The 22,318-nt window shown below is 52.3% G+C and carries 17 protein-coding genes; 11 read left to right on the forward strand and 6 right to left on the reverse strand.

Features of this window, described 5'->3' with window-relative positions:
* Positions 1 to 105 precede the first annotated feature (105 nt).
* The 4 genes from SBL51_RS01055 to SBL51_RS01070 all read right to left on the reverse strand — a co-directional run bounded on the left by SBL51_RS01055 (position 106) and on the right by SBL51_RS01070 (position 4,980).
* On the reverse strand, positions 106 to 576 hold the full coding sequence (locus SBL51_RS01055) for a thermonuclease family protein (protein ID WP_317928615.1): 471 nt from the start codon (positions 574 to 576) through the stop codon (positions 106 to 108).
* A gap of 281 nt (positions 577 to 857) precedes the next feature.
* Entirely contained in the window at positions 858 to 3,242 is a 2,385-nt protein-coding gene (locus SBL51_RS01060) for an arylsulfatase (RefSeq protein WP_317928616.1), read from the reverse strand.
* A 5-nt stretch (positions 3,243 to 3,247) separates the two neighbouring features.
* Entirely contained in the window at positions 3,248 to 3,883 is a 636-nt protein-coding gene (locus SBL51_RS01065; protein WP_317928617.1) for a TetR/AcrR family transcriptional regulator, read from the reverse strand.
* Positions 3,884 to 4,251: 368 nt separating this feature from the next.
* A complete protein-coding gene (locus SBL51_RS01070) occupies positions 4,252 to 4,980 on the reverse strand; it encodes a helix-turn-helix domain-containing protein (protein WP_317928618.1) in 729 nt (242 codons plus the stop codon).
* Positions 4,981 to 5,122: 142 nt separating this feature from the next.
* Between SBL51_RS01070 and SBL51_RS01075 the strand changes: the two genes are divergently transcribed.
* The 4 genes from SBL51_RS01075 (at position 5,123) to arsH (ending at position 9,869) form a co-directional block, all read left to right on the forward strand.
* Positions 5,123 to 6,127, forward strand: a complete 1,005-nt coding sequence (locus SBL51_RS01075) for an MBL fold metallo-hydrolase (protein ID WP_317928619.1) — start codon at positions 5,123 to 5,125, stop codon at positions 6,125 to 6,127.
* Positions 6,128 to 6,542: 415 nt separating this feature from the next.
* Positions 6,543 to 7,268 carry a hypothetical protein gene (locus SBL51_RS01080; RefSeq protein ID WP_317928620.1) on the forward strand — a complete coding sequence of 242 codons (726 nt, stop codon included), beginning with the start codon at positions 6,543 to 6,545 and terminating at the stop codon, positions 7,266 to 7,268.
* 319 nt (positions 7,269 to 7,587) lie between these two features.
* Positions 7,588 to 8,985, forward strand: coding sequence for an FAD-dependent oxidoreductase (locus SBL51_RS01085; protein WP_317928621.1), 1,398 nt, complete (start codon positions 7,588 to 7,590; stop codon positions 8,983 to 8,985).
* 167 nt (positions 8,986 to 9,152) lie between these two features.
* Positions 9,153 to 9,869, forward strand: a complete 717-nt coding sequence (gene arsH, locus SBL51_RS01090; RefSeq protein ID WP_317928622.1) for an arsenical resistance protein ArsH — start codon at positions 9,153 to 9,155, stop codon at positions 9,867 to 9,869.
* 197 nt (positions 9,870 to 10,066) lie between these two features.
* On the opposite strand, the gene SBL51_RS01095 is transcribed toward arsH, so the two are convergent.
* Together SBL51_RS01095 and SBL51_RS01100 are read right to left on the reverse strand one after the other, a co-directional pair.
* The gene (locus SBL51_RS01095; RefSeq protein WP_317928623.1) at positions 10,067 to 11,446 is read right to left on the reverse strand and encodes an MFS transporter; all 1,380 of its coding nucleotides are present in this window, start codon (positions 11,444 to 11,446) and stop codon (positions 10,067 to 10,069) included.
* Positions 11,447 to 11,583: 137 nt separating this feature from the next.
* Positions 11,584 to 12,474, reverse strand: coding sequence for a LysR family transcriptional regulator (locus SBL51_RS01100; RefSeq protein WP_317928624.1), 891 nt, complete (start codon positions 12,472 to 12,474; stop codon positions 11,584 to 11,586).
* Positions 12,475 to 12,735: 261 nt separating this feature from the next.
* Here SBL51_RS01100 and SBL51_RS01105 point away from each other — a divergent pair, with 261 nt between their 5' ends.
* The 7 genes from SBL51_RS01105 to SBL51_RS01135 all read left to right on the forward strand — a co-directional run bounded on the left by SBL51_RS01105 (position 12,736) and on the right by SBL51_RS01135 (position 22,265).
* Positions 12,736 to 13,557 (forward strand): hypothetical protein, encoded by an 822-nt coding sequence (locus tag SBL51_RS01105; RefSeq protein WP_317929928.1) that lies wholly within the window; start codon positions 12,736 to 12,738, stop codon positions 13,555 to 13,557.
* 15 nt (positions 13,558 to 13,572) lie between these two features.
* Entirely contained in the window at positions 13,573 to 15,462 is a 1,890-nt protein-coding gene (locus SBL51_RS01110; protein ID WP_317928625.1) for a bifunctional sugar phosphate isomerase/epimerase/4-hydroxyphenylpyruvate dioxygenase family protein, read from the forward strand.
* A gap of 174 nt (positions 15,463 to 15,636) precedes the next feature.
* Positions 15,637 to 17,775 carry a TonB-dependent receptor gene (locus SBL51_RS01115; protein ID WP_317928626.1) on the forward strand — a complete coding sequence of 713 codons (2,139 nt, stop codon included), beginning with the start codon at positions 15,637 to 15,639 and terminating at the stop codon, positions 17,773 to 17,775.
* A 106-nt stretch (positions 17,776 to 17,881) separates the two neighbouring features.
* Positions 17,882 to 19,489 carry a DUF6351 family protein gene (locus tag SBL51_RS01120; protein WP_317928627.1) on the forward strand — a complete coding sequence of 536 codons (1,608 nt, stop codon included), beginning with the start codon at positions 17,882 to 17,884 and terminating at the stop codon, positions 19,487 to 19,489.
* A 178-nt stretch (positions 19,490 to 19,667) separates the two neighbouring features.
* On the forward strand, positions 19,668 to 20,657 hold the full coding sequence (locus SBL51_RS01125; RefSeq protein WP_317928628.1) for an aldo/keto reductase: 990 nt from the start codon (positions 19,668 to 19,670) through the stop codon (positions 20,655 to 20,657).
* A gap of 346 nt (positions 20,658 to 21,003) precedes the next feature.
* A complete protein-coding gene (locus SBL51_RS01130) occupies positions 21,004 to 21,363 on the forward strand; it encodes a hypothetical protein (protein ID WP_317928629.1) in 360 nt (119 codons plus the stop codon).
* 62 nt (positions 21,364 to 21,425) lie between these two features.
* A complete protein-coding gene (locus SBL51_RS01135; RefSeq protein WP_317928630.1) occupies positions 21,426 to 22,265 on the forward strand; it encodes a class III extradiol dioxygenase family protein in 840 nt (279 codons plus the stop codon).
* Positions 22,266 to 22,318: the final 53 nt, after the last annotated feature.

Genomic DNA, 22,318 nt, shown 5'->3' on the forward strand with positions numbered 1-22,318 from the left:
GGTTATATTGATAGCCACTTTAATGGATATTTAAAGGCCCAAAGCATTGCGGCTGAACTTGAGCGTGGAGGCAGAGGCTATCCGCCTCTGTCGTAGCTTGTTCACTCAACCCTCGCCGCACCAACTCTGCTTGGTGCCGCCGTCATAGGCGTAGGCGAGGCCCGCCTCCAATAGCAGCTTGGAGAGGTTTTTACCGTCCACACAGACATCCGCCAGCAGGCGAAAATATTTGTCGCGCCGCAGGTTGTAGAGCTCCACTTTGCTGGCACTGGTGACGGCCGTGCGGGTCAACTCCCGGGCGCTGCGGGCCAGGGCTTTTTCACTGGCACACTTGCCGCGAATCTCCGGTGTGTCGACGCCGGCCACACGCACGCCGATGGCATCGCCAATAACGCTTGGCCAGTTCTCTACAGTGACAGTGATGGTGTCGCCATCGTAAACACCCACAACCTGGTCAACGGTGACATGGCCATAGGATTTGGGCAGATTTTCCGCGCAGCCGTTGGCCGACGTGGAGAGGGTGAAACTGGAGAGAGTAAAACTGGTGGCCAGAACGGCCAGGGGGAGCAAACGCATTAAATCATTACCACGCTACAACTGGGCTGCATACAACAAACCACCCCAATAAGTCGGCTGCCTAGCGGCTGCCGCGCGGGATGGTTACCTGGGGTTTATTATAGACATGGGTGGCTACTTTGCGCCTGATTGTGGTTGCTAGGAGTGTGGCAGGTATAAGTGGGCCACTAAGGGGGAGACCGGTATCAGTGTGGCGTGAAAGCTGGTAAAGCATTGAACGGGTGGGTAAGCGGCCGGCGGCTTGAATATTTGCCGAGCCGATTACCCGCCCTGGCCGCAACTTATTGCGCGGCGTTTTGCATCATCTGCGGTGGCCGAAAATCAAACACGATATTGCGAATCTCGCCGGGGAAATCGGCTTCACTCGGGTAGTCGTCCGAGAGCGGCTTGCCATCGTCGCGGCCGATATCAAACGATTCGGTGGAGGAAAAGGTGCCTGGCATGGGGAAGTTCACCGTCTCGCTAAACAGCGCTTCGTCATTGTTGGTGAGGGTCAGGCGAATATCGCTCGGCGCCAGTGGCGGCATCATCTGCCCGGGCTGCCTATTGAGGTATTCAAAGCGCAGCTTCAGGGCGTTGTTACCTGCCTTTAACCGCCGCTTGCTGGCCACTCGTACCTCTTCCCCTGAAATGCCACGCAGCAGGAACACCGGCTTGCCCTGTTTCAGGTAGAGGCCCATGCCGCCCAAGGAGCTGCCCATCACATAGATGACGCCACTCTCTTTGCCGCTGGCCAAGGTCACATCGGCGGTGAGTGTGTGACTCATAAATTTAATGGGCGGGGCGTTAAATTCCAGAATACGGGCCGAGGGTTCCGGGTAGCGCCACTGACCGCGGCGGTTCATAAAGTCGGCCTTGACCAACATACCCATATAAACGCGGGTGCCACCGCCGCCGTCTATCGGATCGACATTGAATTGTGCCGCCTGGGCGCGGAACAGCTTGTCGAGCTCGGCGACTTTATCCGGGCGGCTGGCGGCCAGGTCGGTGGTCTCGCCGGGGTCATTGCTCAGATCGTAGAGGGCCCAGGGGTTGTCGATAGAGGCGGAGGTGGTGAGATCCCAGGTTGCCGTGCGATCGGAGGCGACAATTTTCCAGTTATCCGCCACCAGCGAACGGTTGCCATACATCTCAAAATATTGCGCCCGGCTCTCATCCTGCTCTGGCTGGTCGAAACTGGCCACCAGGCTTTTGCCATCCATCGGGCTTTGCGGCACATCGTTAACCGTGGCCGCTAGCGGCACACCGGCGGCGGCCAGCGCAGTGGGGGCGATATCGGCGATGTAGGCGAACTGATTGCGCCACTCGCCGCGGGCGCTGATGCCCTTGGGCCAGGCCATAACCATGGGCACATGAATGCCGCCCTCGTAGGCGGTCTGTTTGTAGTAGTTAAACGGGGTGTTGCCCGCCACCGCCCAGCCAAAGGCGTAGTGGGGGTAGGTTTGGGGGCCGCCCCACTGGCTATAGTGGGTGAGGTTATCGGCCACAGCTGGGGTGTGTGAGTTGGGGAAGCTGATCTCGTTGGCGAGGCCGTTGGGGCCACCCTCGGCGCTGGCGCCGTTGTCGGAGGTGACCACCACCAAGGTGTTGTCCAGCTCACCGCGGGCGGCCAGGGCATCCAGCAGGCGGCCAAATTCGTGGTCGGCGTAGGCCAGCGCAGCGGCGAACACCTCCATCTGCCGGGCGTAGAGCTTTTGCGCGTCGGGCGTTAGCTCATTCCAGGCGGGCATCTGCGCCGGACGTGGTGGCAGCTGGGTGCCGGCCGGCAGAATGCCGAGTTCTATCTGGTGGGCCAGAATCTTCTCCCGGGCCACATCCCAGCCCTCGTCAAAGCGGCCTTTGTACTTGGCGATCCATTCGGCGGGGGCGTGGTGGGGGGCGTGGGCGGTACCGGTGGCCCAGTACATAAAGAAGGGCGGTGGCGGCTGCACGCCGCTGCGGTCCTCAATAAATTGAATCGCCTTGTCGGCCAGATCGCGGTTGAGGTGATAGCCAGCCGAGCGCGGCGTTGGCACCGGGGTGTTGCCATCCCAGAGCAGGGGGAACCAGTTGTCGGTATCGGCGGTTAAAAAGCCGTAGAAACGATTAAAACCCTGTTGCTCCGGCCAGTAGTCGAAGGGGCCGGCCAGGGTGAGATCGGTTATGGGGGCGTGGTCCCATTTGCCCAGGGCAAAGGTGCGGTAACCGGCCTGGCGGAAGTTCTCTGCCACGGTGCCAGCCTCGGGCGGCACCAGGGTGTCGTAGCCGGGCAGTCCGCGCGGCCCCATGGCGTGGCCACCGACATGCACGGTGTGCGGGTTGCGGCCGGTGAGCAGGGCGGCGCGGCTGGGTGAGCAGACCGGCGTGGCACGGAAGTTGGCGTACTTCAAACCCATGGCGGCGACCCGATCGATATTGGGGGTATCCACCAAACCACCGAAGGCGGAGACCTGGCCATAGCCGACGTCATCCATCAGCCACACCAGCACATTGGGTGAACCGGGCGCGGCCATTGTGCGTTTGGGCGGTGTACCTGGGTTGGATATCGCCTGATCGCTGCTGGAAGCCTCCAGGTTCAACGCCAGTGTGCTGCCGGCCAGTGAGCTGAGGCAGAGACCCGCCAGTAGCCGGATAAGGGTGGAGGTAGCCCGGAGGCCGGGTCTTTGTGAAGCAGGGGTTATCGCCATAATTATTATCTCGTTGGTGCAATCAACGCCACAGCTGCCATGGATAGAGCATCGTCGAACAACTGTTGGGCGTCGGTGGTGGTGGTTATCTGGTCGATGGATTGCAGCGTGCCGGTGATCAAAATGGCGATCAGCTGCAAGCGCTCCGGAAAGCGGGGTTTCAGTTGGTCGGGCAGCAGTGCCCTAATCCGCTCACCTAACTGAGTGGTGACCGGGTAATCGCTGTTCAGAGCCAAACGTTCTATGCCGAGTGGCGAGCGAGTGATGGCGGCCAGAAAGCTGGCGTAGCTGTGGCGGCCATCGGCATCTCGTTGCTCATAGAGCGGTTGCCAGAGCACGGCCAGCAGTTCGCGGAGATTCTGGTCGTCGACCATGGCTGCCAACAACTCAGCGCGGCGGGCCTCAATGGCCGGTAACCGGTGGTGGAAGATCGCCGCCAGCAACCCCTCTTTGGTGCCAAAGTGGTAGGCCACCACGCTGTTGTTGCTGGAACCTATCTCGCTGCCAATCTGCCTGAGTGACACACCCACCACCCCCTTTTCCGCAAACAGGCGCTCGGCGCACTCGATAATCGCCAGGCGGGTTGACTCGGTGCGCGGGTCGTTGCGTCTGCGTTTAGCGGGGGCTTTGCTGGCCGTCATGGGGCGGTTCCGGTGTTCGGTGATTGGTCGAAAATAGTAGGTAGTGGTTTTAAATAAGTCAAGTGACTTAAAAATAGGTGGCTAGACCATCCGAGCTTGGCTAGGCGGGCAGATGGTGGGGGACTCTTGTTCTCGCTAGTCGTCGAGCATCCACACCAAGGGCTGAGCTAAACGCGCTCTGCATAACCCGCGGGTTGCAGCGCGGTAGCGATGGAAAAGGCAGCGCTGGAAAAGGTAGAGAGCCGGGTATACCTGTGGCGACAGTTAGCGCATTAGGGCATTGGTTGGTATTGCTGGCTTAGCGTGTGAGCGATAGGCCGTTTGTAGCGCGGCCCAGGTCGGCGTTCGCCTGCTGTTATCCGCGTACGCTAGCTGTTTTGCGAGAAATCCTCTTTTGCTGCGAGGATCATCTGCGCAATGCCAAAGGCTTGTTCTAGGGTAGGGTGAATGGTCTGGTCGATGAGGTTGGCGGGCACGCTTTTAGCCCGCTTTTTGGCCAAGAGCGCAATGGCATTGTTATCGATTATGCGAATAGCACCGAAGGTCAGTTCGCGAATAAAGAGCATGCGCAGCTCAAACTCTTCTCTGCTCAGGTGTGGAGTTAACTCGCTAAGCATTGCTCGGATCTTAATCGTGCCCTGGAAATTCGCCTGGCCGAACCAAACCGCCTGCGCGTATTGCGAGTCCACCAGCTGCATGGCGAATTGGGCATAGTAGTGAATACCATCGTCACCGACCATCTCCAGCGGTGGGCAGATAATCACTTTTAACAGATTAACAATAGTGACGCTGTTGCTCTCTTCCAGGCTGTTAAGCATCTCAGTACGCCGGTCATTGATGTACTCCAGCCGCACCTCAAAGATTGCTTTCAGCAGATTCTCTTTAGAGCCGAAGTGATATTGCACCGCCGACTTGTTGGCTTGACCCGCCGCCTTGGCAATATCGAGCAAGCTCACATTCTCGACACCCTGTTGGGCTATTAACCGTTCGGCGGCATTGATGAGCGCCAGTGCAGGCTGTTTGAGGGTCGTGGAGTCGTATTTCATAAGAGTGAACAGGGTGAAGGCGGCTTCGAGCAGCGACCGCTCTAGTACCAAGATAAAATTAAGTACATGTACTTAATTGTGCTATGCTGCGCAGTATAGTGCCACTGAGCTGGTGTTGTCACACGCTAACGTCCGGTTGCGGGTGCGCCAGGGTGGCTTTGTTAATAATTAAAAATCTCGCAAGAAGTCTGTTATGCAAAAGAAATTACCCCCGTTATTGGCCGCTTTGTTATGGCTCTGTTGTGGGCTGGCGCCGCTACCGCTTAAGGCTGAGGAGGCTTCTCCTGCGCTGGTGTTTATCACCTTGGGTACGCAAGGTGGCCCGCAACCCAACCCAGTTCGCGCCCAACCGGCCAATTTACTGCAGGTTAATGGCAGTAATTATCTGATCGATGCCGGTAATGGCGTTGCCCACCAGCTGACCCTGGCGAACATCCCGGTGGAAGCGGTAAAGACCATTTTTATCAGCCATAACCACGACGACCACAATGCCGATTTGGGTACGCTGATGGGGTTGAGTTGGTCGATGCACAACCGGGACGAGTACACGGTGTTTGGCCCGGCCGGCACTCAGGAGGTGGTTGATGGCTTTATGAGTGCCTACTCGGTTAACTCAGCCATCCGTGATGAAGATTCTCCGCTACCGCGTTGGGGTAAATTTAATGGGCCGGTGGCGGTGCACACGATCGGCGATGCCAAAGCCGGCAAGCAGATCTATAAAGATGACAATTTAACGGCTTATGCCATTGAAAATTGTCACTACCATCACGATGACCCGGTCAGATTTAAAAGTGGCGAGGAGAAGAGCTACGCGTTTCGCTTTGAAATGAAGGATAAGGTGATTGTCTTTAGTGGTGATACCGGTCCGTGCGATGGCTTGGTCGACTTTTACCAAGGTGCGGATCTATTAGTGCACGAAGTCTTCAATACCGAACTGATGGTGACCAATATTCGTGACCATGGCGCTATGTCGGCCGTGCCGGAAGCGCTACTAAAAGTGATGCTCAGCAAGTCTGAACGCTACCACACGACACCGGAAGAGGTCGGTAAATTGGCGGCCAAGGCAGATGTGGGTAAAGTGGTTTTGACCCATGTTATGCCGGGTAGAGCATCGGACCCGGATGCCGCTTATATCGATGGCGTGCGTAAATATTACAGCGGCGAGGTGGTGCTGGCTAAAGACCTGGATCGATTTTAAAAGCGCAAAAAAATTACTCAAACCAATAGCGTTGGCGATTTCTTTTGAGTGAAGCAAAGTATTACTGTTCACTAATTTATTGGCCTGGGGATAATTGGCGATAGCGCTGTTATGTGGCAACGTCCGGTTGTTTACAGCTTTGCGTAGTCGTGGTTCTGGCGTTCGGTTAACGGTTTATTCACCCACAGCTACCGCTTATGCCCTGGCCGCTAGGCAGGCGGGGAGGAAGGTGCATAATTAAACCCGTTTAGGAGCTTGGCCTTATTGCTGCTTTCTACGTGGGCTGCTGCTTCTAACAGGTTTATTAGTTACCGCTGATGTGTACATTGGCCGCTACGCTGTACTCGCTGATAAGCATGGGCAGGTATACTGACTTACGTATACAGACTCACATATACAGACTATGGGAGCAGGTATGAAACGGATTTTAATCACGCTGGCAGGTTTACTGCTGCTGAGTGGCGCCGCCACGGCGCAGGTAGCTCGGGAGGATCTGAAGCAGATCCGCGCACTGGTGGCCAATGGCCACTATCAACAGGCACTGGAGCAGCACCTCTGGTTTCACGAGGCCTCTAAAACCTCGCCGGGTATGGGCGGTGTGCGACTCTCCTACGCTCTGGTCGACTGGCTGGCGTTGGCAGAGCGCTATCCTCCGGCACTCACCGCCCTGGTGGCTCTACGCGATGCGGACCAGGCGCGATTACTCGAAGGCGCAGGTCACTTTAACGATTTTCAGGATCTCGCCGCCATCAACCGTACCCTACACGAAGACGATAAAACCGTCGCACTCTTTGTCGCACTCGACAGCGCCTTTCCCGAGCAATCCAACCATTACTATATCGTCGCCGAAGAGCTGTTGTTCGCCGCAAAATATTATCAGCTGTGCGCCAAATATATGGGCGACCCGCTCTACAAATATGAGAGCGTTCGCCAGCTGCGTGAGCTGCAACTAAGCCTCGCCAAAACCGATCCTAAATTCAATAATGCCGACTTCCTCGAATACACCGATGAGCGCTTTGATGAAAGCGTCGCCCGTCTGCTGGAGGTATTGGTAGCCATCGACCAGCGTGAGGCCGCAATGGAGATTCAGCAGCTGGCTTTGGCCTACCACGCCAGTGACCGTATTCGCCTGGCGTTGTAGTCGCCTAGTTCTGCTTCTCAATCTCACTCCAGTCACCAATATCGTTATTCCAGCCGTGCGCCTGCCCGGCTGGTGGCCCTACAGCATGCCACTCTCCTAATGCTAACCCCAGCCACCTCATCTATCCTCTTTCCCCGTGCCAATTGACCTGACCCTAGGCAAGTTGTTTGATAATTATCATTGTTACCTCGGCGCTAATTCCAAAAGATAAACCCGATAGCTCGGCCGCGGCGAATGCCGCCGGCCCCTCTCCCCAGCACGGCTACCGCGCTTGGCATTCACAGCCGTTACGATTCGATTCTGACCAGAGTACCCCTAAGTGAACAATATCCCCGAGTTTGAAATTACCTTTCCCATTATTGTGATTGGCGCTGGCGCCTGTGGCTCGATTGCCGCCCTGGCTGCCCGGGAAGCGGGGGTGGAGGTGCTGTTGGTCGAGCAGGACCGTCGGCCCATGGGGTCCACCGGAATGTCGCAGGGGTTGATCAGTGCGGCGGGCACCCAGGCCCAGTTGGCCGCAGGTATTGTCGACAGTGCCGATCTTTTTTATCGGGATATTATGGCCAAAACCGACGGCCAGGCCGACCCGGTGATTGCCGAGCTGATTGCTGCGCAGTCAGGCCCCACCCTCGATTGGATGGTGAATAAACTGCACATGCCCTGGCAGCTGGACAAGGCCTTCCGCCCCGGCTTTGGCAACAGTACCTATCGGGTGCATGGCTGGCCAGGCCACAGTGGCCAGGCGATGGTCGACCTGCTGCAGAGCCGCTTGCTCGAGGCGGAGGTGAATCTTTTGCTCGGAGCCCAATTAACCGAAGTGCATGCCGATGACTCGGGCCGGGTGTTGGGTGTGACCCTGCGCCGCCCCGATGGTGCAGAGGAGCAGGTCGGCTGTGAAGCATTAATCCTCGCCTGTGGTGGCTTTGCCGCTAATCACGAACTGGTGCAACGTTACATCCCGGCGGTTATCTCCGCCAAGAATCACGGTCACGAGGGCAGCCAGGGCATGGCGGTCAAGGTCGGCCTGCAGTTGGGAGCGGCGCTGGGCGATATGGGGGCCTACCAGGGTTACGGCATGCTGACCGAGCCCCAGGGGATTACCGTCTCACCGGGTACCATCGTCGGCGGTGGTCTGCTGGTTAATAGCGAGGGCAACCGTTTTGTCGATGAGCTGGCCGATATCGCCGGTGTGGTGTTGCCGGTGTTACAGCAACCCGGCGACCATGTCTGGGTGGTGTTCGATGAGAAGATCGAGGCCCAGGTCGCCAGCTACCCGGAGAGCCAACAGTTGATGGAGCTCAACGCCGCCAAAAAGGCCGATACGCTGGCTGAACTGGCCGCACTGATGGGCGTTCCGGTGGAAAATTTACAGGCCACTTTCGATGCGGTGCAGGCCGCAAGTAGCGCCCAGGCCGAAGACCAACTGGGCCGGGATTGGCGCGGCGTGCAGCCCCCCAGCGGGCGTTACTGCGCACTGAAGGTGGTGGGGGCCATCTACCACACCCAGGGTGGCCTGCAGATCAATAGCGCTGCCCAGGTGGTGCGTGGGAACGGTAGCCCGCTGCCCAATCTGTTTGCCGGTGGTGGCGCCGCCCGTTCTGTTTCCGGTCCGGCTCATTGGGGTTATATCCCGGCGATGGGACTGGCGACAGCGGTGGTACTGGGGCGCATGGCTGGTACCCGCGCGGCGGAGTTGGTGTTGCGAGGGGGGGAATGAATGGTATGTGGCTGCTGGAAAAGGTAACCTTCCGCAATATTTCGCAGAGTAATTACGCGGGCGGATGAGACCCGGCAAAGGCTGAACAGGCTCAACCATTGGCCGCAGAGTCATTATCGGCGACACGACTTACTCAAGCTTTACCGGCAATTGAGGCCACCGTAACCATGACAGATGAAAGCACTCTACCGAATGTTGATCAACGCTATCTCGATATTCCCACCTTTGACAAGACGGTCAGTTCAGCGCCCAGCCACCCGCCCAGATTTTTATTGTTATACGGTTCATTACGTGCTCGCTCGTTTAGCCGGCTGGTCATAGAAGAGTGCGCCCGCCTGCTTAGCCATTTTGGCGCGGAGGTAAAAATATTTGATCCGCATGGCCTGCCACAAACCGATACCGAAGATGAAAGCCATCCTAAGGTAAAGGAGCTACGTGAGTTGATGCTTTGGTCAGAAGGGCAGGTATGGTGCTCGCCGGAGCGCCATGGTGCGGTGACCAGTATCTTTAAAAGCCAGATTGATTGGGTGCCGCTTAATCTGGGTGGCGTGCGGCCAACCCAGGGTAAAACCCTGGCGGTAATGCAGGTGTGTGGTGGCTCGCAATCCTTTAATGCCGTCAATCAACTGCGTATTCTCGGGCGCTGGATGCGCATGGTGACTATCCCCAATCAATCCTCAGTGCCCAAGGCCTTTCTTGAATTTGATGATGACAACCGCATGAAGCCCTCTCCTTACTACAATCGTATTGTTGATGTTATGGAGGAGTTGATGAAATTTACCCTGCTGCTGCGTGGCAATAAAGACTATTTTGTTGATCGCTATTCGGAGCGGGTGGAATCGGCCGAGCAGGTGAGTGAACGGGTTAATCAGCGCTCTTTGTAAATGACTTGATTGGTGACCCAGAGAGAAATTTAACAACGGCGGAAAGCCGAGGTTGAACTGGTTTGCATAGTTGATAACCCGTCGATGTTAGTCGCAATCGGATCGGGTGATCGCAACTAACCTATTCTCTCAACCAGGGTTGCTCTCCAAGTTAATGCAGTAGCGCGCTTTCAATCTAAGTGGAATGTTATTCCAATTTAGGCAAAGTCACTGGAGCGTATACAGAGTGTTGCCAAACCAGCCAGGAATAATGGAATAGAGAACACGGTAAATGTGATGGCAAGCCCTGCACCAGATTGCAATAAATAACCGCCGACCAGGGGGCCGAGCACGGCGCCAGCACGGCCTGCACCAACAGCCCAGCCCACACCAGTAGCGCGGATCTCGGTGGGGTAGAGTCGGGCCGCCGTTGGCCAAAATCCGTTGAAGCCGCCATTGAGGGTAATCCCTATCACAAACGCGCAGAGCAGAATGAAAAAGACGTTCATGCTCACCGAGCCAAATATCATCAGCATCACCGCCGCGATACTAAAAAAGATAAAGATCATACGCTGCAGCCCAAATCGGGTGGAAATCCAGCCCAGAAAAATACTGCCAATGCAAGAGCCCAGGTTATAGGCTGTTCCGGCATAAATGCCTTTGTCTAATGGCAGGCCCGCGTCCACGGCAATTTTGGGGATCCAGCTGATCACAAAATAGAGGGTGAAAAAGCCAAGCATGACCCCTGTCCATAACATAATGGTAGAGTGCTTGCGCGAACCTTCAAACAGCGCCTTAACGCTGGTTTTATGGTGGGCGTCGTGGGGTTGTTCGGGCAGTTGTGCCAGTTTGGGAGCCCCAATTTTTGACAAGGTTTTATTAATATCCCGAAGTGCATTTTTCGGCTGTTTCTTGGCCAGGAACTCCAACGATTCAGGCATCAACCAGAACATGATCGGCAGCATGCTAACGGTTATGGTGGATGCCCAGAAAAACATCGGACGCCAACCATGCAGCGGTATGATTTCGGCTGAAACAAACCCGGTAAAGACCGCGCCGATAGGGTAACCGGCCTGTAGGAAAGCGACACACAGGTTGCGGTGTTTGTCTGATGAATATTCTGCAACCATAGCGGCCATACTGGCTAGAATAGCGCCGACTCCCAGGCCAGTATAAACACGGGCTGCTGCTAACTGGGCAATAGATTGACTGATTCCCGACAGCAGCATGCCTGATGCAATAATAAAGACGGCAATTAAAATCATTTTGCGGCGGCCGATAATGTCGGCGTAGGGGGCAATCGCTAAACAACCGAAGGTCATGCCAATCAGGGCTGCGCTAAAAACAGCGCCCAACGCCGCCGCTGGGATATTCCAATCTTCTGCCAGCGCGGGGGCGGCGTAAGACATCAGTACTACATCCATACCGTCGAGCATATTAAGTGCAAAGCAGAGCAGGACGACCAAGATCTGAAGCAATGACATGCTGTTTTCGTTAATCAGCGCCCGCAGTTGATTGATACAGTCATTGTAACTGCCGAATTGGAGGTGAGTCGTAGCGTCTAGGTTGATGTCTGGAGACAGCGTATCGGAGGTCATGATAATCCCGGTTTATTATAATAGTGATTAAGCAAGTTGAGATTTGTAGCTCAGCAATAGTAAAGAGGTCTATCGCCGGACTTCAATTACTCTCTTGTTGGCCTCCTATAACATCAAGTTATGTGCCTTTGGGGTGTTTAATCAAGCCCTCGAATCTCTTCCTTAGCTAGTTCGTAAAACTTTTTCGTATTGTTGGACATGGGAACGCCGTTATGGCGCAAAAAGCGCAAGCGCTGATTGTGGGATTTGATGGGTATCGTCCGCAAATTTGGGAACCGATCCTGCCTGGCGGTATGTTCAAAGGCAATAGTGATGCCCAGGCCCTGTTCCACCATGGCGCAGGCGTCATCAGCATAGCGAATTACCACAGAAATATTGGGTATTGCTTCGAGTTCATCAAAGGCTCTCTGCAGTTTTTTACCAAGCAGAGTGTCTGGATAAAACATCACCATGTCGTACTTGACCATATCTTTAAAGGTGACCGATTTTCGATTGCTCAAGGGATGATCATGTGGCACAACACAATGTAAGCCGATACTAATAGAGGTCTCTGACAGAATCAGCGGATGGTTGGGGTCATAGATGCCCAATGCAAAATCACAGCGGCGCTGCGTGATATAGTTGGCGATCTCCTCATTGGGAAGCGCTTCAACCTCGACTTTGATCCCCGGCATTTTGTCCCTTACCTTGGCCAGTAATCGCGGCAAAACATAGCTGACGAGGCTGGGCGTACAGGCAATTCTAAATTGCAGGTCGTTGAGTTGGGTAATGCGATTTATGGTGATGTCAAGGTCTTCGATGCGAGCATAAATAGGTTCCAACTCCTTGAAGAGTTCCTCACCTTCCGGGGTTGGAATCAGTCGACCCTTATTGCGTTCAAAAAGATCAATCCCCAGTTTATATTCCATGTATTTCAACAGCCGGCTGATGCCGGGTTGGGATACATGCAGCAATTCCGCAGCGCCGCTAATGGTTTTGGAGATCATGATGGCTCGAAAGACTTCGAGCTGTCGGAAATTCAGTAACATAGCCAAATCTTCAATTATTGTTATGGTTTGAGAGCGAGTTTATCGGCTGGTGGGTGTGCTCTACCTAGTGCCTAAGATAGGTATGTTTGGCTGAGCCATAACATCGTGTTATATGATATAGCAAACTAGATATTGTACAAGCCAGAGGACAATCATTTTAATGGATGCATAGACCGGTAGCGGTGTCCACTTTCTTAGATACGTGTACCGATAATTATAATATTTGCATCAGTTATCTATATGTCCTTGAAACTCGGATTAATGGGAGCCGGTATTCAGCGTTCCCGTATGCCTCGACTCCAATCCTATCTCGGTGCGCGAAGTAATGTATCTTTGGCCTACGATTTGCTCGATGGAGAGTTAATCCACGACTTTGATCCCCGTCGGCAGTTATATCAAGCCATAGAACAAGGCTATCACGGCCTTAATGTAACACATCCCTATAAACAGCAGATCTACAGCGAGGTGGCGCGGCCATTGGTGGCCGGCCACGAACGAATTGGATCTTATAACACGCTGATCTTTGCTGATAACGAAATCCTCGGTGCCAACACAGATTACTCCGGTTTTATCCAAGGCTATAGCTACCGATTTGGGCTGCGTGAGCCGGGTGTTGTATTGCTCTGTGGTGCCGGTGGCGTAGGGCGGGCCATCGCCTTCGCGCTGGTTAAGCTGGGTGTTCGTAAGTTACTTATTTTAGACGTTGTTCCGGCCCAGGCGGAATCTTTGGCGGCTGCCATTGCTGAGACAGGTACCTCGGTTGCCGTAGTCAGGCAGGAAGATCTGACTGATGTTATGGCATCGGTTGATGGGCTGGTTAATTGCACAGCGCTCGGCATGCATGGTCATACTGGCAGTGCTTTCCCCGTGGAGGGTATCGCTCGGCAGTCGTGGGCATTTGATGCTGTCTACACCCCATTGGAAACACAATTCTTACAGGCTTGTAAAGCGTCTGGCTTGCATTGTCTGACCGGTTTTGATCTGTGGCTATTTCAAGGGATAGATGCTTTCAATCATTTCTCTGAAGTGGGTTTGGAAGTGGTGCCAGAGATGGTATCTACCACCTTAACCTGGTTGGATTGACGAGGGTATACAGTAATGAAACGGTCTATTGCTTCGGTCTGTATTTCCGGCGATCTGCGTCAAAAGATTGATGCGGCGGCCTATGCTGGATTTACCGGAATAGAAATTCTTGAAAATGATCTCATGATGTTCGATGAGTCTCCGGCCGTGGTAAGGCGCATTGTTGAAGATGCCGGGATGGAGGTGGTCGCCTTGCAGCCATTTCGCGATTTCGAGTGTATGCCGGTAGAAAAAGTGCAGCGAAATTTTGATCGTGTTGAGCAGAAATTTGATGTTATGGAAGAGCTGGGAACCCGGTCGTTACTGTTTTGCAGTAACGTCTCTCCGGCATCGGTGAATAATTTAAATCGTGCGGTTGATGAATATTCGGAGCTCTCCGAGCGGGCGAAATGCCGCGGTTTCAAACTGGGTTATGAGGCTTTGTCCTGGGGACGCTATATTAGAGATTATCGTGATGCCTGGGAGTTGGTGCGCCAGGTGGATCGTGAAAATTTCGGTATTGTGCTCGATAGTTTTCATATATTTGCGCTGGGGTGCGATCTACAGGTGTTGGCTGATATTCCTGCAAACCGTATCGCTCTGGTGCAGTTGGCTGATGCGCCTTATTTGGATATGGACCCTTTAAACTGGAGTCGACACTTTCGCTGTTTTCCGGGGCAGGGCAATTTCCCTGTGGTGGATTTTTGCGAAAAGATTATCAAGTCTGGCTATGCCGGCTACTTTTCGCACGAAATATTCAATGATCACTTCCGCTCGGCATATAGTCGTCCTGCAGCGGTTGATGGCATGCGTTCCATGTTGTGGTTGGAGGAGCAGGTTGCCATCAGAGCACCTGAAATATCTTCCGGGCGTGTTTTGGAAAAGCCACTACCACCCAAATCCAGCGTTCAAAAGGTCGAATTTATTGAATTTGCCGCAGAAGGGGAAGCAAAAGATTCTCTGGTCTCCTTGCTAAAAAGTCTCGGCTTTGCCAATACCCACAAGCACAAGAGCAAAGATGTCAATCTTTATAAGCTTGATGATGTCTGTGTTGTGGTTAATGAAGAGCCAGATAGCTTTGCGCAAAACTATTTCTTTGTGCACGGTGCATCGGTCTGCGCGTTGGCATTTCTGGCCGATGATGCTGAAGGCATGCTGGAGCGTTGTGAATATTACGGTTATAAACGCTTTGAGAGTAATGCGGATAGTGGCGAAATGGAGCTTTCGGCGGTTCAGGGCATAGGGGGCGATGTCCTCTATTTTGTACAAAAGGCTGCCAGTGGTGCCAGATTTTATGATGTTGATTTTGTCGCTTTCACGGGCACCGATGCCGAGGTTAATGACGCCTGCGGGACTATGACAATTGATCACGTGGCCAGTAGCTTGTCTGACTCAGAGTTTTTGTCAACCTCCTTGCTACTTAGGGCGGTGTTTGATTTAGCTATCGATAAACCACTCGATCTAATCGATCCGTATGGCATTGTAGTTAGTCGATCTGCCGTCAGCAGCAATAAAAATATCCGTCTTCCCTTTAATACCTCAAATAGCGGGCGAGCTTCCAGCGAGGTATTTAGAGAGATTCAGAAAGGTTCGGGCGTGCAGCATATCGCTATCAGTTGTGCTGATATCTTTGAGTATGTAAAGCATGTCGACCAGTCGGCAATTGTCTCCATTCCCGATAATTACTACGTCGATATTAGCAGTAAGTTTGACTTGGATGGGGCTTTTGTTGAGCGCTTGAGAAAATACAACCTACTGTTTGATAAAAGTGATACCGGTGACTTTGTGCACTTTTATACGAAGTCCATTAATGGATTTTTCTTCGAAGTCGTACAGCGTAACAGCTACGCTAACTATGGCGAGATGAATGCTCAGGTTCGTATGGCGGCACAGGCCAGATTACGAGCTAAATCCATGGCGGAGTAACCGGGTAAAGATTTTTAGGTAGGTGGTGATACTGCCTGAAATTACGCGTGTGGTTAATGATTGACAGTGATTCAATGAGACTACATGAAACTATAAATATAATGTACTAAGAGAAGGTTCACCATGATTACCAGAGCTAATAGATGTAGTCCCAATGGTTTTCAGAAACTGTCTTTGTCCGTAGCTGTTGGCTTGGCAGCTTCAGCGGCTCAAGTTTCTGTGGCACAAGAAGGGCATGTCCTTCAGTTGGAGGAGATAGTTGTAACCGCCGAACGACGATCAGCCAATGTGCAGGATATTCCTATCGCCATGACGGCTATGACCTCTGATCAGCTGGAGAAAAAAGCAGTTACTCGGCTGGACGATCTCCAGTATGCCGCGCCCAGCCTGTCGGTTACCGATGCGGCGATTACACAGTCGGTAAATATTCGGGGAATCGGTTTGGCCAGTGGTGATCCGAATGCCAGTAATGGTGTTGGTACTTACATTGATGGCCTTTTTCAGCCGCCGATTGTCGGCACGATGAGCTTCTACGATCTCAATGATGTGCAGGTGCTAAGGGGGCCGCAAGGAACTTTCTCTGGCGCTAATTCTACCGGCGGAGCCATTATGATTAACTCCAAGCTCCCGGAGGTCGGTGGAGAATTTAATGGCTATCTGCGGGTGGGTGCTGGCAGCTATTCGGCAATCAATACCGAAGGTGCAATTGGTATTCCAGTAACCGAAACCGTGGCGGTTCGAGCCGCCTTTAAAACCAGCGAGCGCGATAGCTATTACGATGATATCGGGCCGGCCAATACCGATGCGGGTAGTCTGGATGAGACACGATTTCGTTTAGGCGTGGCTTGGCAGCCAACGGATAACATTGATCTCTATGTTAAGTATGAAACGTCTGACAAGGATACCGGTGGCTACCCTAATCGTCCTATTGAAGGGTCGGATTTTGCTTTTGGCCGCACAGATGATATTTGGGACATTAGCTACAACACTGATACCAAACATAAAGAGAGTGACGATACTTATCTGATCGATACTCAGTATACGTTTGATAATGGTGTCGGCATCAAATTGTTAGCGGGGCATCAAGAGAAAGAGATCGATGTGGTATGGGACTATGATGCTACCAGCATCCTTTCTCTGGAAGAGACACAATTTATTGAAGAAGACCAAGACAGCTATGAGCTAAATATCATCTCACCAGATGATGCGAGGCTGCAGTGGGTGTTAGGTTATTACTTCCAGAAAAACGATGTCTCTGTCGATATTCAAACTCCGGGTCCACGTATATTGCTGGGGATTGAAAAGGAGACCAAAGGCCTATTTGGACAGGTCGGTTATGACCTGACCAAAGATCTACAGGTGGAGTTCGGTGTGCGTCAGGCCTGGTATGACGCTGCCGGTCTCGAGGGGAGTGGCGGTTACTTCGGCCCTGTATCGGCCGGGCCGGCATTTCCCATCAGCGGTGACTACGACGACGATGATCTGCTAGGGAAGTTGTCGGTTAACTGGGCTTACGACAACGACAATCTCATTTATGCATCGCTCGCCAAAGGTTACAAGCCGGGTGGTTATAACAACACCCATGCTGAAGATAATTTCAATAAAGAAAGTGTCTGGGCTTATGAACTGGGTTGGAAGTCTACGATGCTTGATGGTGCGGTGCGTACAGCGGTAGCCCTGTTCTACAATGACTATGAAGATTTTCAGTTTGATAGCATCGATATTACTTCTGGTAGTTCAGGTGTTTTAAATGTGGGTAAAGCCACTATTCAGGGTGTTGAGTTTTCTATTGATGGTCAATTTGGTGGCTTGCGTATGGATGCCGGCTTCTCGTATATCGATTCTGAGCTGAATCCGGTCAGCAGCATTGTTGATGAACGCAGTTTACCCGGTGGCGCCAGTAATTTACCTCAGTGTGTGGGTGGGGCAACACCGCCGGCCTGTTTTGATTACACTCCGTACTTGGTCAGTACTTCTGGTGGCGACAACCTATACTCTCCTGGTTTGAGTTATACGCTGGGTGTTGAGTATGAATTTACGTTATTTAATGGCGCTACCTTGATACCACGTTTGAATTACGGCTGGGTGGATGAACAGTGGGTAAATCTGTTATACGACAAAGAGACAGACCTGTTGGAATCACGTGGTTTGTTGTCGGCATTAGTTACATTCGAAACGAACAACTGGATAATTCAAGCTTATGGTCGTAACCTCACGAACAAAGAGTATGTCTCCGGTCAATACAACTCGCTCAATGCAGAATATTTTGGTGCTCCAAGAGTTGTTGGTATGAATGTAAGTTACAGTTTTTAATACTCGGTAGTCTCCAATGTTGTTTTGCTGGCACCATTGTCAAGGCGGTGGGCCAGCATTTTTTGGTTTGTGGTAGGCGTAGATAAACTAGGAAAATAAAAACGTTATGCTGGTGCTATTAACATTTCTGAAGAAGGGGGTGGCTGCTGGGACCTTGGTGACCCTAGTGTTACTCGTCACATTGAATTTTTCTGGTCAGGCAACTTCTGGCGTACTGTTTAAATCCTCGATTGAGAGCATGGCAGAACGTTGTCAATCAATAGCCACACTAATGCCTGATGATGTCGATATTACTTCAGCAATGTATGTTGAGGCTGTTAAAGAACTACCGATTGGTGCAGATGATCGACCCCTTGGGTCGTCTGCAACAGATAGCTTTACACCATATTGCAGCGTCAGAGGATACTTTGAAAAGCGTGTCGGTGCGGATAAAAAGCCTTACGCCATTGGTTTTGGCTTGGCTTTGCCAGATAACTGGAATGGACGCTTTTTGTTTCAAGGGGGTGGTGCTTTAAACGGTCTCATCCGAGAGCCTCTTGGCGCACTAGCGGCCGGTGATCAGCCTGCACTATTCCGAGGCTTCGCCGTGGTTAGCACCGACAGCGGTCATCAGAGTGATTCTGTTTTTAATACAGATTTTTTTTCTGATCAGCAGGCATTGTTAAATTTTTATTCCCAGGCGGTAGCCAAAGTCACACAGTTAACTCGCAAGGTGGTCGCCCAGTTTTATGGCCAACAACCGGGCCACTCCTACTTTGTGGGTTGTTCAACGGGTGGTCGTGAAGCCATGACCATGTCACAGCGTTACCCTCAGTTGTTTGACGGCATTATCGCGGGAGCTCCAGCCCGGCGCACCAACTATTCTGAAGTTGCTGATCTTTGGGCAGCTAAGCGATTGCGCGCCATTATGAGCGAGGGGCAGTCAGCGCCATTCAGCCAGGCCCAACAACAACTGATAGTCGATACACTGTTGCAGCAATGTGATGCCAATGATGGCTTGCGGGACGATATGATATTTGCTCCCGAAGGCTGTGGATTTAACCCATCGATTTTACAGTGCATGGATTCAGAGACGGGCGATAGCTGCCTGTCGGCAGAGCAGGTGTCGGCATTAACTGAGGCCTTTAACGGCCCTCGCTTGGCCAATGGCGATAACGTTTATCCGGGCTTTTTCTTCGACACGGGTATTTCCGCTAATAAGGGTATTCCGGGTTTACTGCAGGGCGTTGCGGGGCCATTGGGTCGTGCGCGAATGAGTCAGCCGTTTGATTTGGTGCGCGAGATTGAGTTAGCGGAAAACTTTCCTTTGGCACCGGGCAATGCGAACTTAACCCAGTTAAGCAGCTTTGCTGCTCGGGGCAGTAAGTTGATGTTTTTCCATGGCCTCAGCGATCCGTGGTTTTCAGCCAAGGATACTCTGAGCTATTACCAAAGTTTAGTGCAGGGCGATGATCTTGATGGTCTACGCGATTGGTCGCGTCTGTATTTGGTTCCAGGCATGGGGCACTGTGGTGGTGGTGAGCAAACCCTAGATAAGTTTGATATGTTGAGTGCATTGGTGCAGTGGGTGGAAGAGGGAAGAGTACCGGCGTCGGTTGAGGCTTCTGGCGAATCATTTCCGGGCCGCACCCGCCCGTTGTGTGCGTATCCTCAGTTTGCCTACTACTCCGGTAGTGGCAACCCTCAGTCTGCCAGTTCTTTCAAATGTCGCTAAGCCTTAAGAAATAACGCTGTTAACTGTGTGGCCTCTTATGTGGCCAAGGTTCTACTAGCTACAAAGTGCTGCATAAATTAGTGTTAACAGGCCCTAGTACAGCAATTGAACGCAACGAGCCACTGAATAGAGGGTAGTTCAGTCGCACTTTTGTGAAGTTCAGCCGAGGAGTTCCCTAATGTACAGACGATTTATTGGTAATGTCGAAGTTCCAGCGTTGGGATTGGGTTGCATGAACCTCAGTCATGCCTATGGCACACCGCCCGATCCTGAAGCGGCCACAGCACTATTGCAGCATGCTTTCGATTTGGGCGTACGGCATTTCGATACTGCCGCTCTTTATGGCTTTGGTGCCAATGAAACGCTGGTGGGTAAAGCGCTGAAACCTTACCGCCAACAGATTCATCTGGCCAGTAAATGTGGTATGACCGGGGTCGGTGGCAAGCGGGTGATTGATGGGCGGCCGGAAACGTTGATGCGCACTATTGATGAAGCGCTTGAGCGCCTGCAAACCGACCATATCGACCTCTACTACCTGCATCGTTGGGATAAATCGGTTCCGATAGAGGAGAGTGTTGGTGCGCTATCACGTATGTGTGAAGCGGGCAAAATCGGTGCTATCGGTCTCTCTGAAGTTTCCGCTTCTACCTTGCGTAGAGCCCACGCGGTTCACCCCATAGCCGCTGTACAGACGGAATACTCGCTGTGGACTCGCAATGCCGAGATCGCCGTGCTCGATACCTGCCGAGAACTGGGAGCAGCCTTTATCGCATTTTCACCGTTAGGGCGCGGTTTTCTGGCCGGTGCTAGTTGTAAATCGGATGAGCTGTTGGCGGGAGATATTCGCCGCAATATGCCACGTTTTCAAGATCCGAACTTTTACGAGAACTGTGTCTGGTTGGAGCAGTTTGCGGCATTGGCCCAAGAAGAGCGCTGCAGCATGGCCCAGTTGGCGCTGGCTTGGTTGTTGACCCGTGGCGATCATGTGCTGGCGATCCCGGGAACAACATCAGTGGCGCATCTGGAAGTTAATATGCAGGTTCTCGACCGAGAGTTAACGGAGGATACCTTGCTGGAGCTTGACGCACTGATAAAGCCGCCCATGATTAAGGGGGCGCGTTACCCAGTCGCGACGCAGCTGGAAATTGATACCGAGGAGTTTGTCTGAATCTATAGTGCAGGACGCTACTGTTCAGCGAATCTGGAGATACTTAATGCTGCGCAGGACGTCTGTCGGCGTTACAGTGTTGCTCGCGGTTGATATTGATTGATACAGGATCTCGATGTGGACGATATTTATCCAGCTTGTTGCTCGAATCTGATCGAGATATATACACAGCCTTATCAGACCAGTAGCTGCCCCAACAGCTGTTGTGATAGTTGTTGCAGTGATGGATATCGCTATGTTGGAGATTACTGTGATGGTGAGTGTTGTGGTTGCAGCTCAATTATCGATGGGGGCATTTATGTCAATGAGTAAATGCCAAATAGAACGTTTTCACTGAGGTGAAATTATGCCAGTCAAAAAAATGCGTGCAATTGCGGGCACCACATTTTTCGATGGCCCAATGTCAACTAAGGGCTATCCGCTTAACAAAATGTGCCACTCATTTAATTCTGAAGCGGGTCGGCAGGCTTTTATTGCTGATCAGGAAGCTTGTTTTGAAAAATACCATCTCTCTGAAGCACAACGTGAAGCGGTCAGAAAGCGCGATGTTCTGGCTATGATCAAAGAGGGTGGCAGTATTTATTATCTGGCCAAGTTTGGAGTCATATGGGGTTTGAATGTGCAGGACTTTGGTGGTCTACAGACTGGTCGTACTACAGAAGAGTTCCAGGCCTATTTGGATAGCCAAGGTGTTGGTAAGTCGTAAGTAAGGCTATGGTTTTAGCTTTATTACACGATGGTACTGAAATATAAAAATAGGTAACAATTATGGCCAAGATTATCGGTGGTATCGGCACTTCACACATACCGGCAATTGGTATTGCCATGGATAAAGGGTTGGAAGGGACTCCCTACTGGAAAGATTTTTTTTCCGGTTATGTCCCGGTTCGCAAATGGTTACACAGTGAAAATCCAGAGATAGCTATTGTCTTTTACAATGACCATGGTCTGGAGATGTTTCTCGATAAAAAGCCTACCTTTGCCATTGGCGCTGCACCGCAATATCACAATGCCGACGAAGGTTGGGGTATAAAACCAATTCCACCTGTTACCGGCGAGACTGAACTCTCCTGGCATATTATTAACGAACTGGTTGAGCATGATTTCGATCCGCTCGTGTGTCAGGAGATGAATGTCGACCACGGTTTAACGGTGCCGTTATCACTGATGTATCCGGGGCATAATTACCAACAGATAAAAGTAATACCCGTCTGTATCAATTGTGAGCGTCATCCTATGCCGAAACCGTCCCGTTGTTATGCCTTGGGTCAGGCCATAGGCAGGGCAGTGGCATCCTTTGGTGGTGACCAAAAAGTGGTGGTGCTGGGTACGGGCGGCTTGTCTCATCAGTTGGATGGTGAGCGTGCCGGATTCCTAAATACCGAGTTTGATTACGAATGCCTGGATAAAATAGTGACTGATCCGGAGGCATTGACCCGCTACAGCAATGAAGATCTCGTGGAAATTGCCGGTGCGCAAGGTGTGGAGCTCAATATGTGGTTGGCCATGCGTGGGTGTTTGTTGGGTGAGGTATGCGAGCAGTTTAGAAGTTTAGTGGCTCCTATTTCCAATACAGCCGCCGGATTGCAATTGTTGGTGAATCGATGATTGGTTAAGCGTATTTTGTTCAAAACAATTAATTGCGGAGTACGGCTCTGCTT

It is taken from the genome of Halioxenophilus sp. WMMB6 (assembly GCF_033283405.1).
Lineage (GTDB): Bacteria > Pseudomonadota > Gammaproteobacteria > Pseudomonadales > Cellvibrionaceae > Halioxenophilus.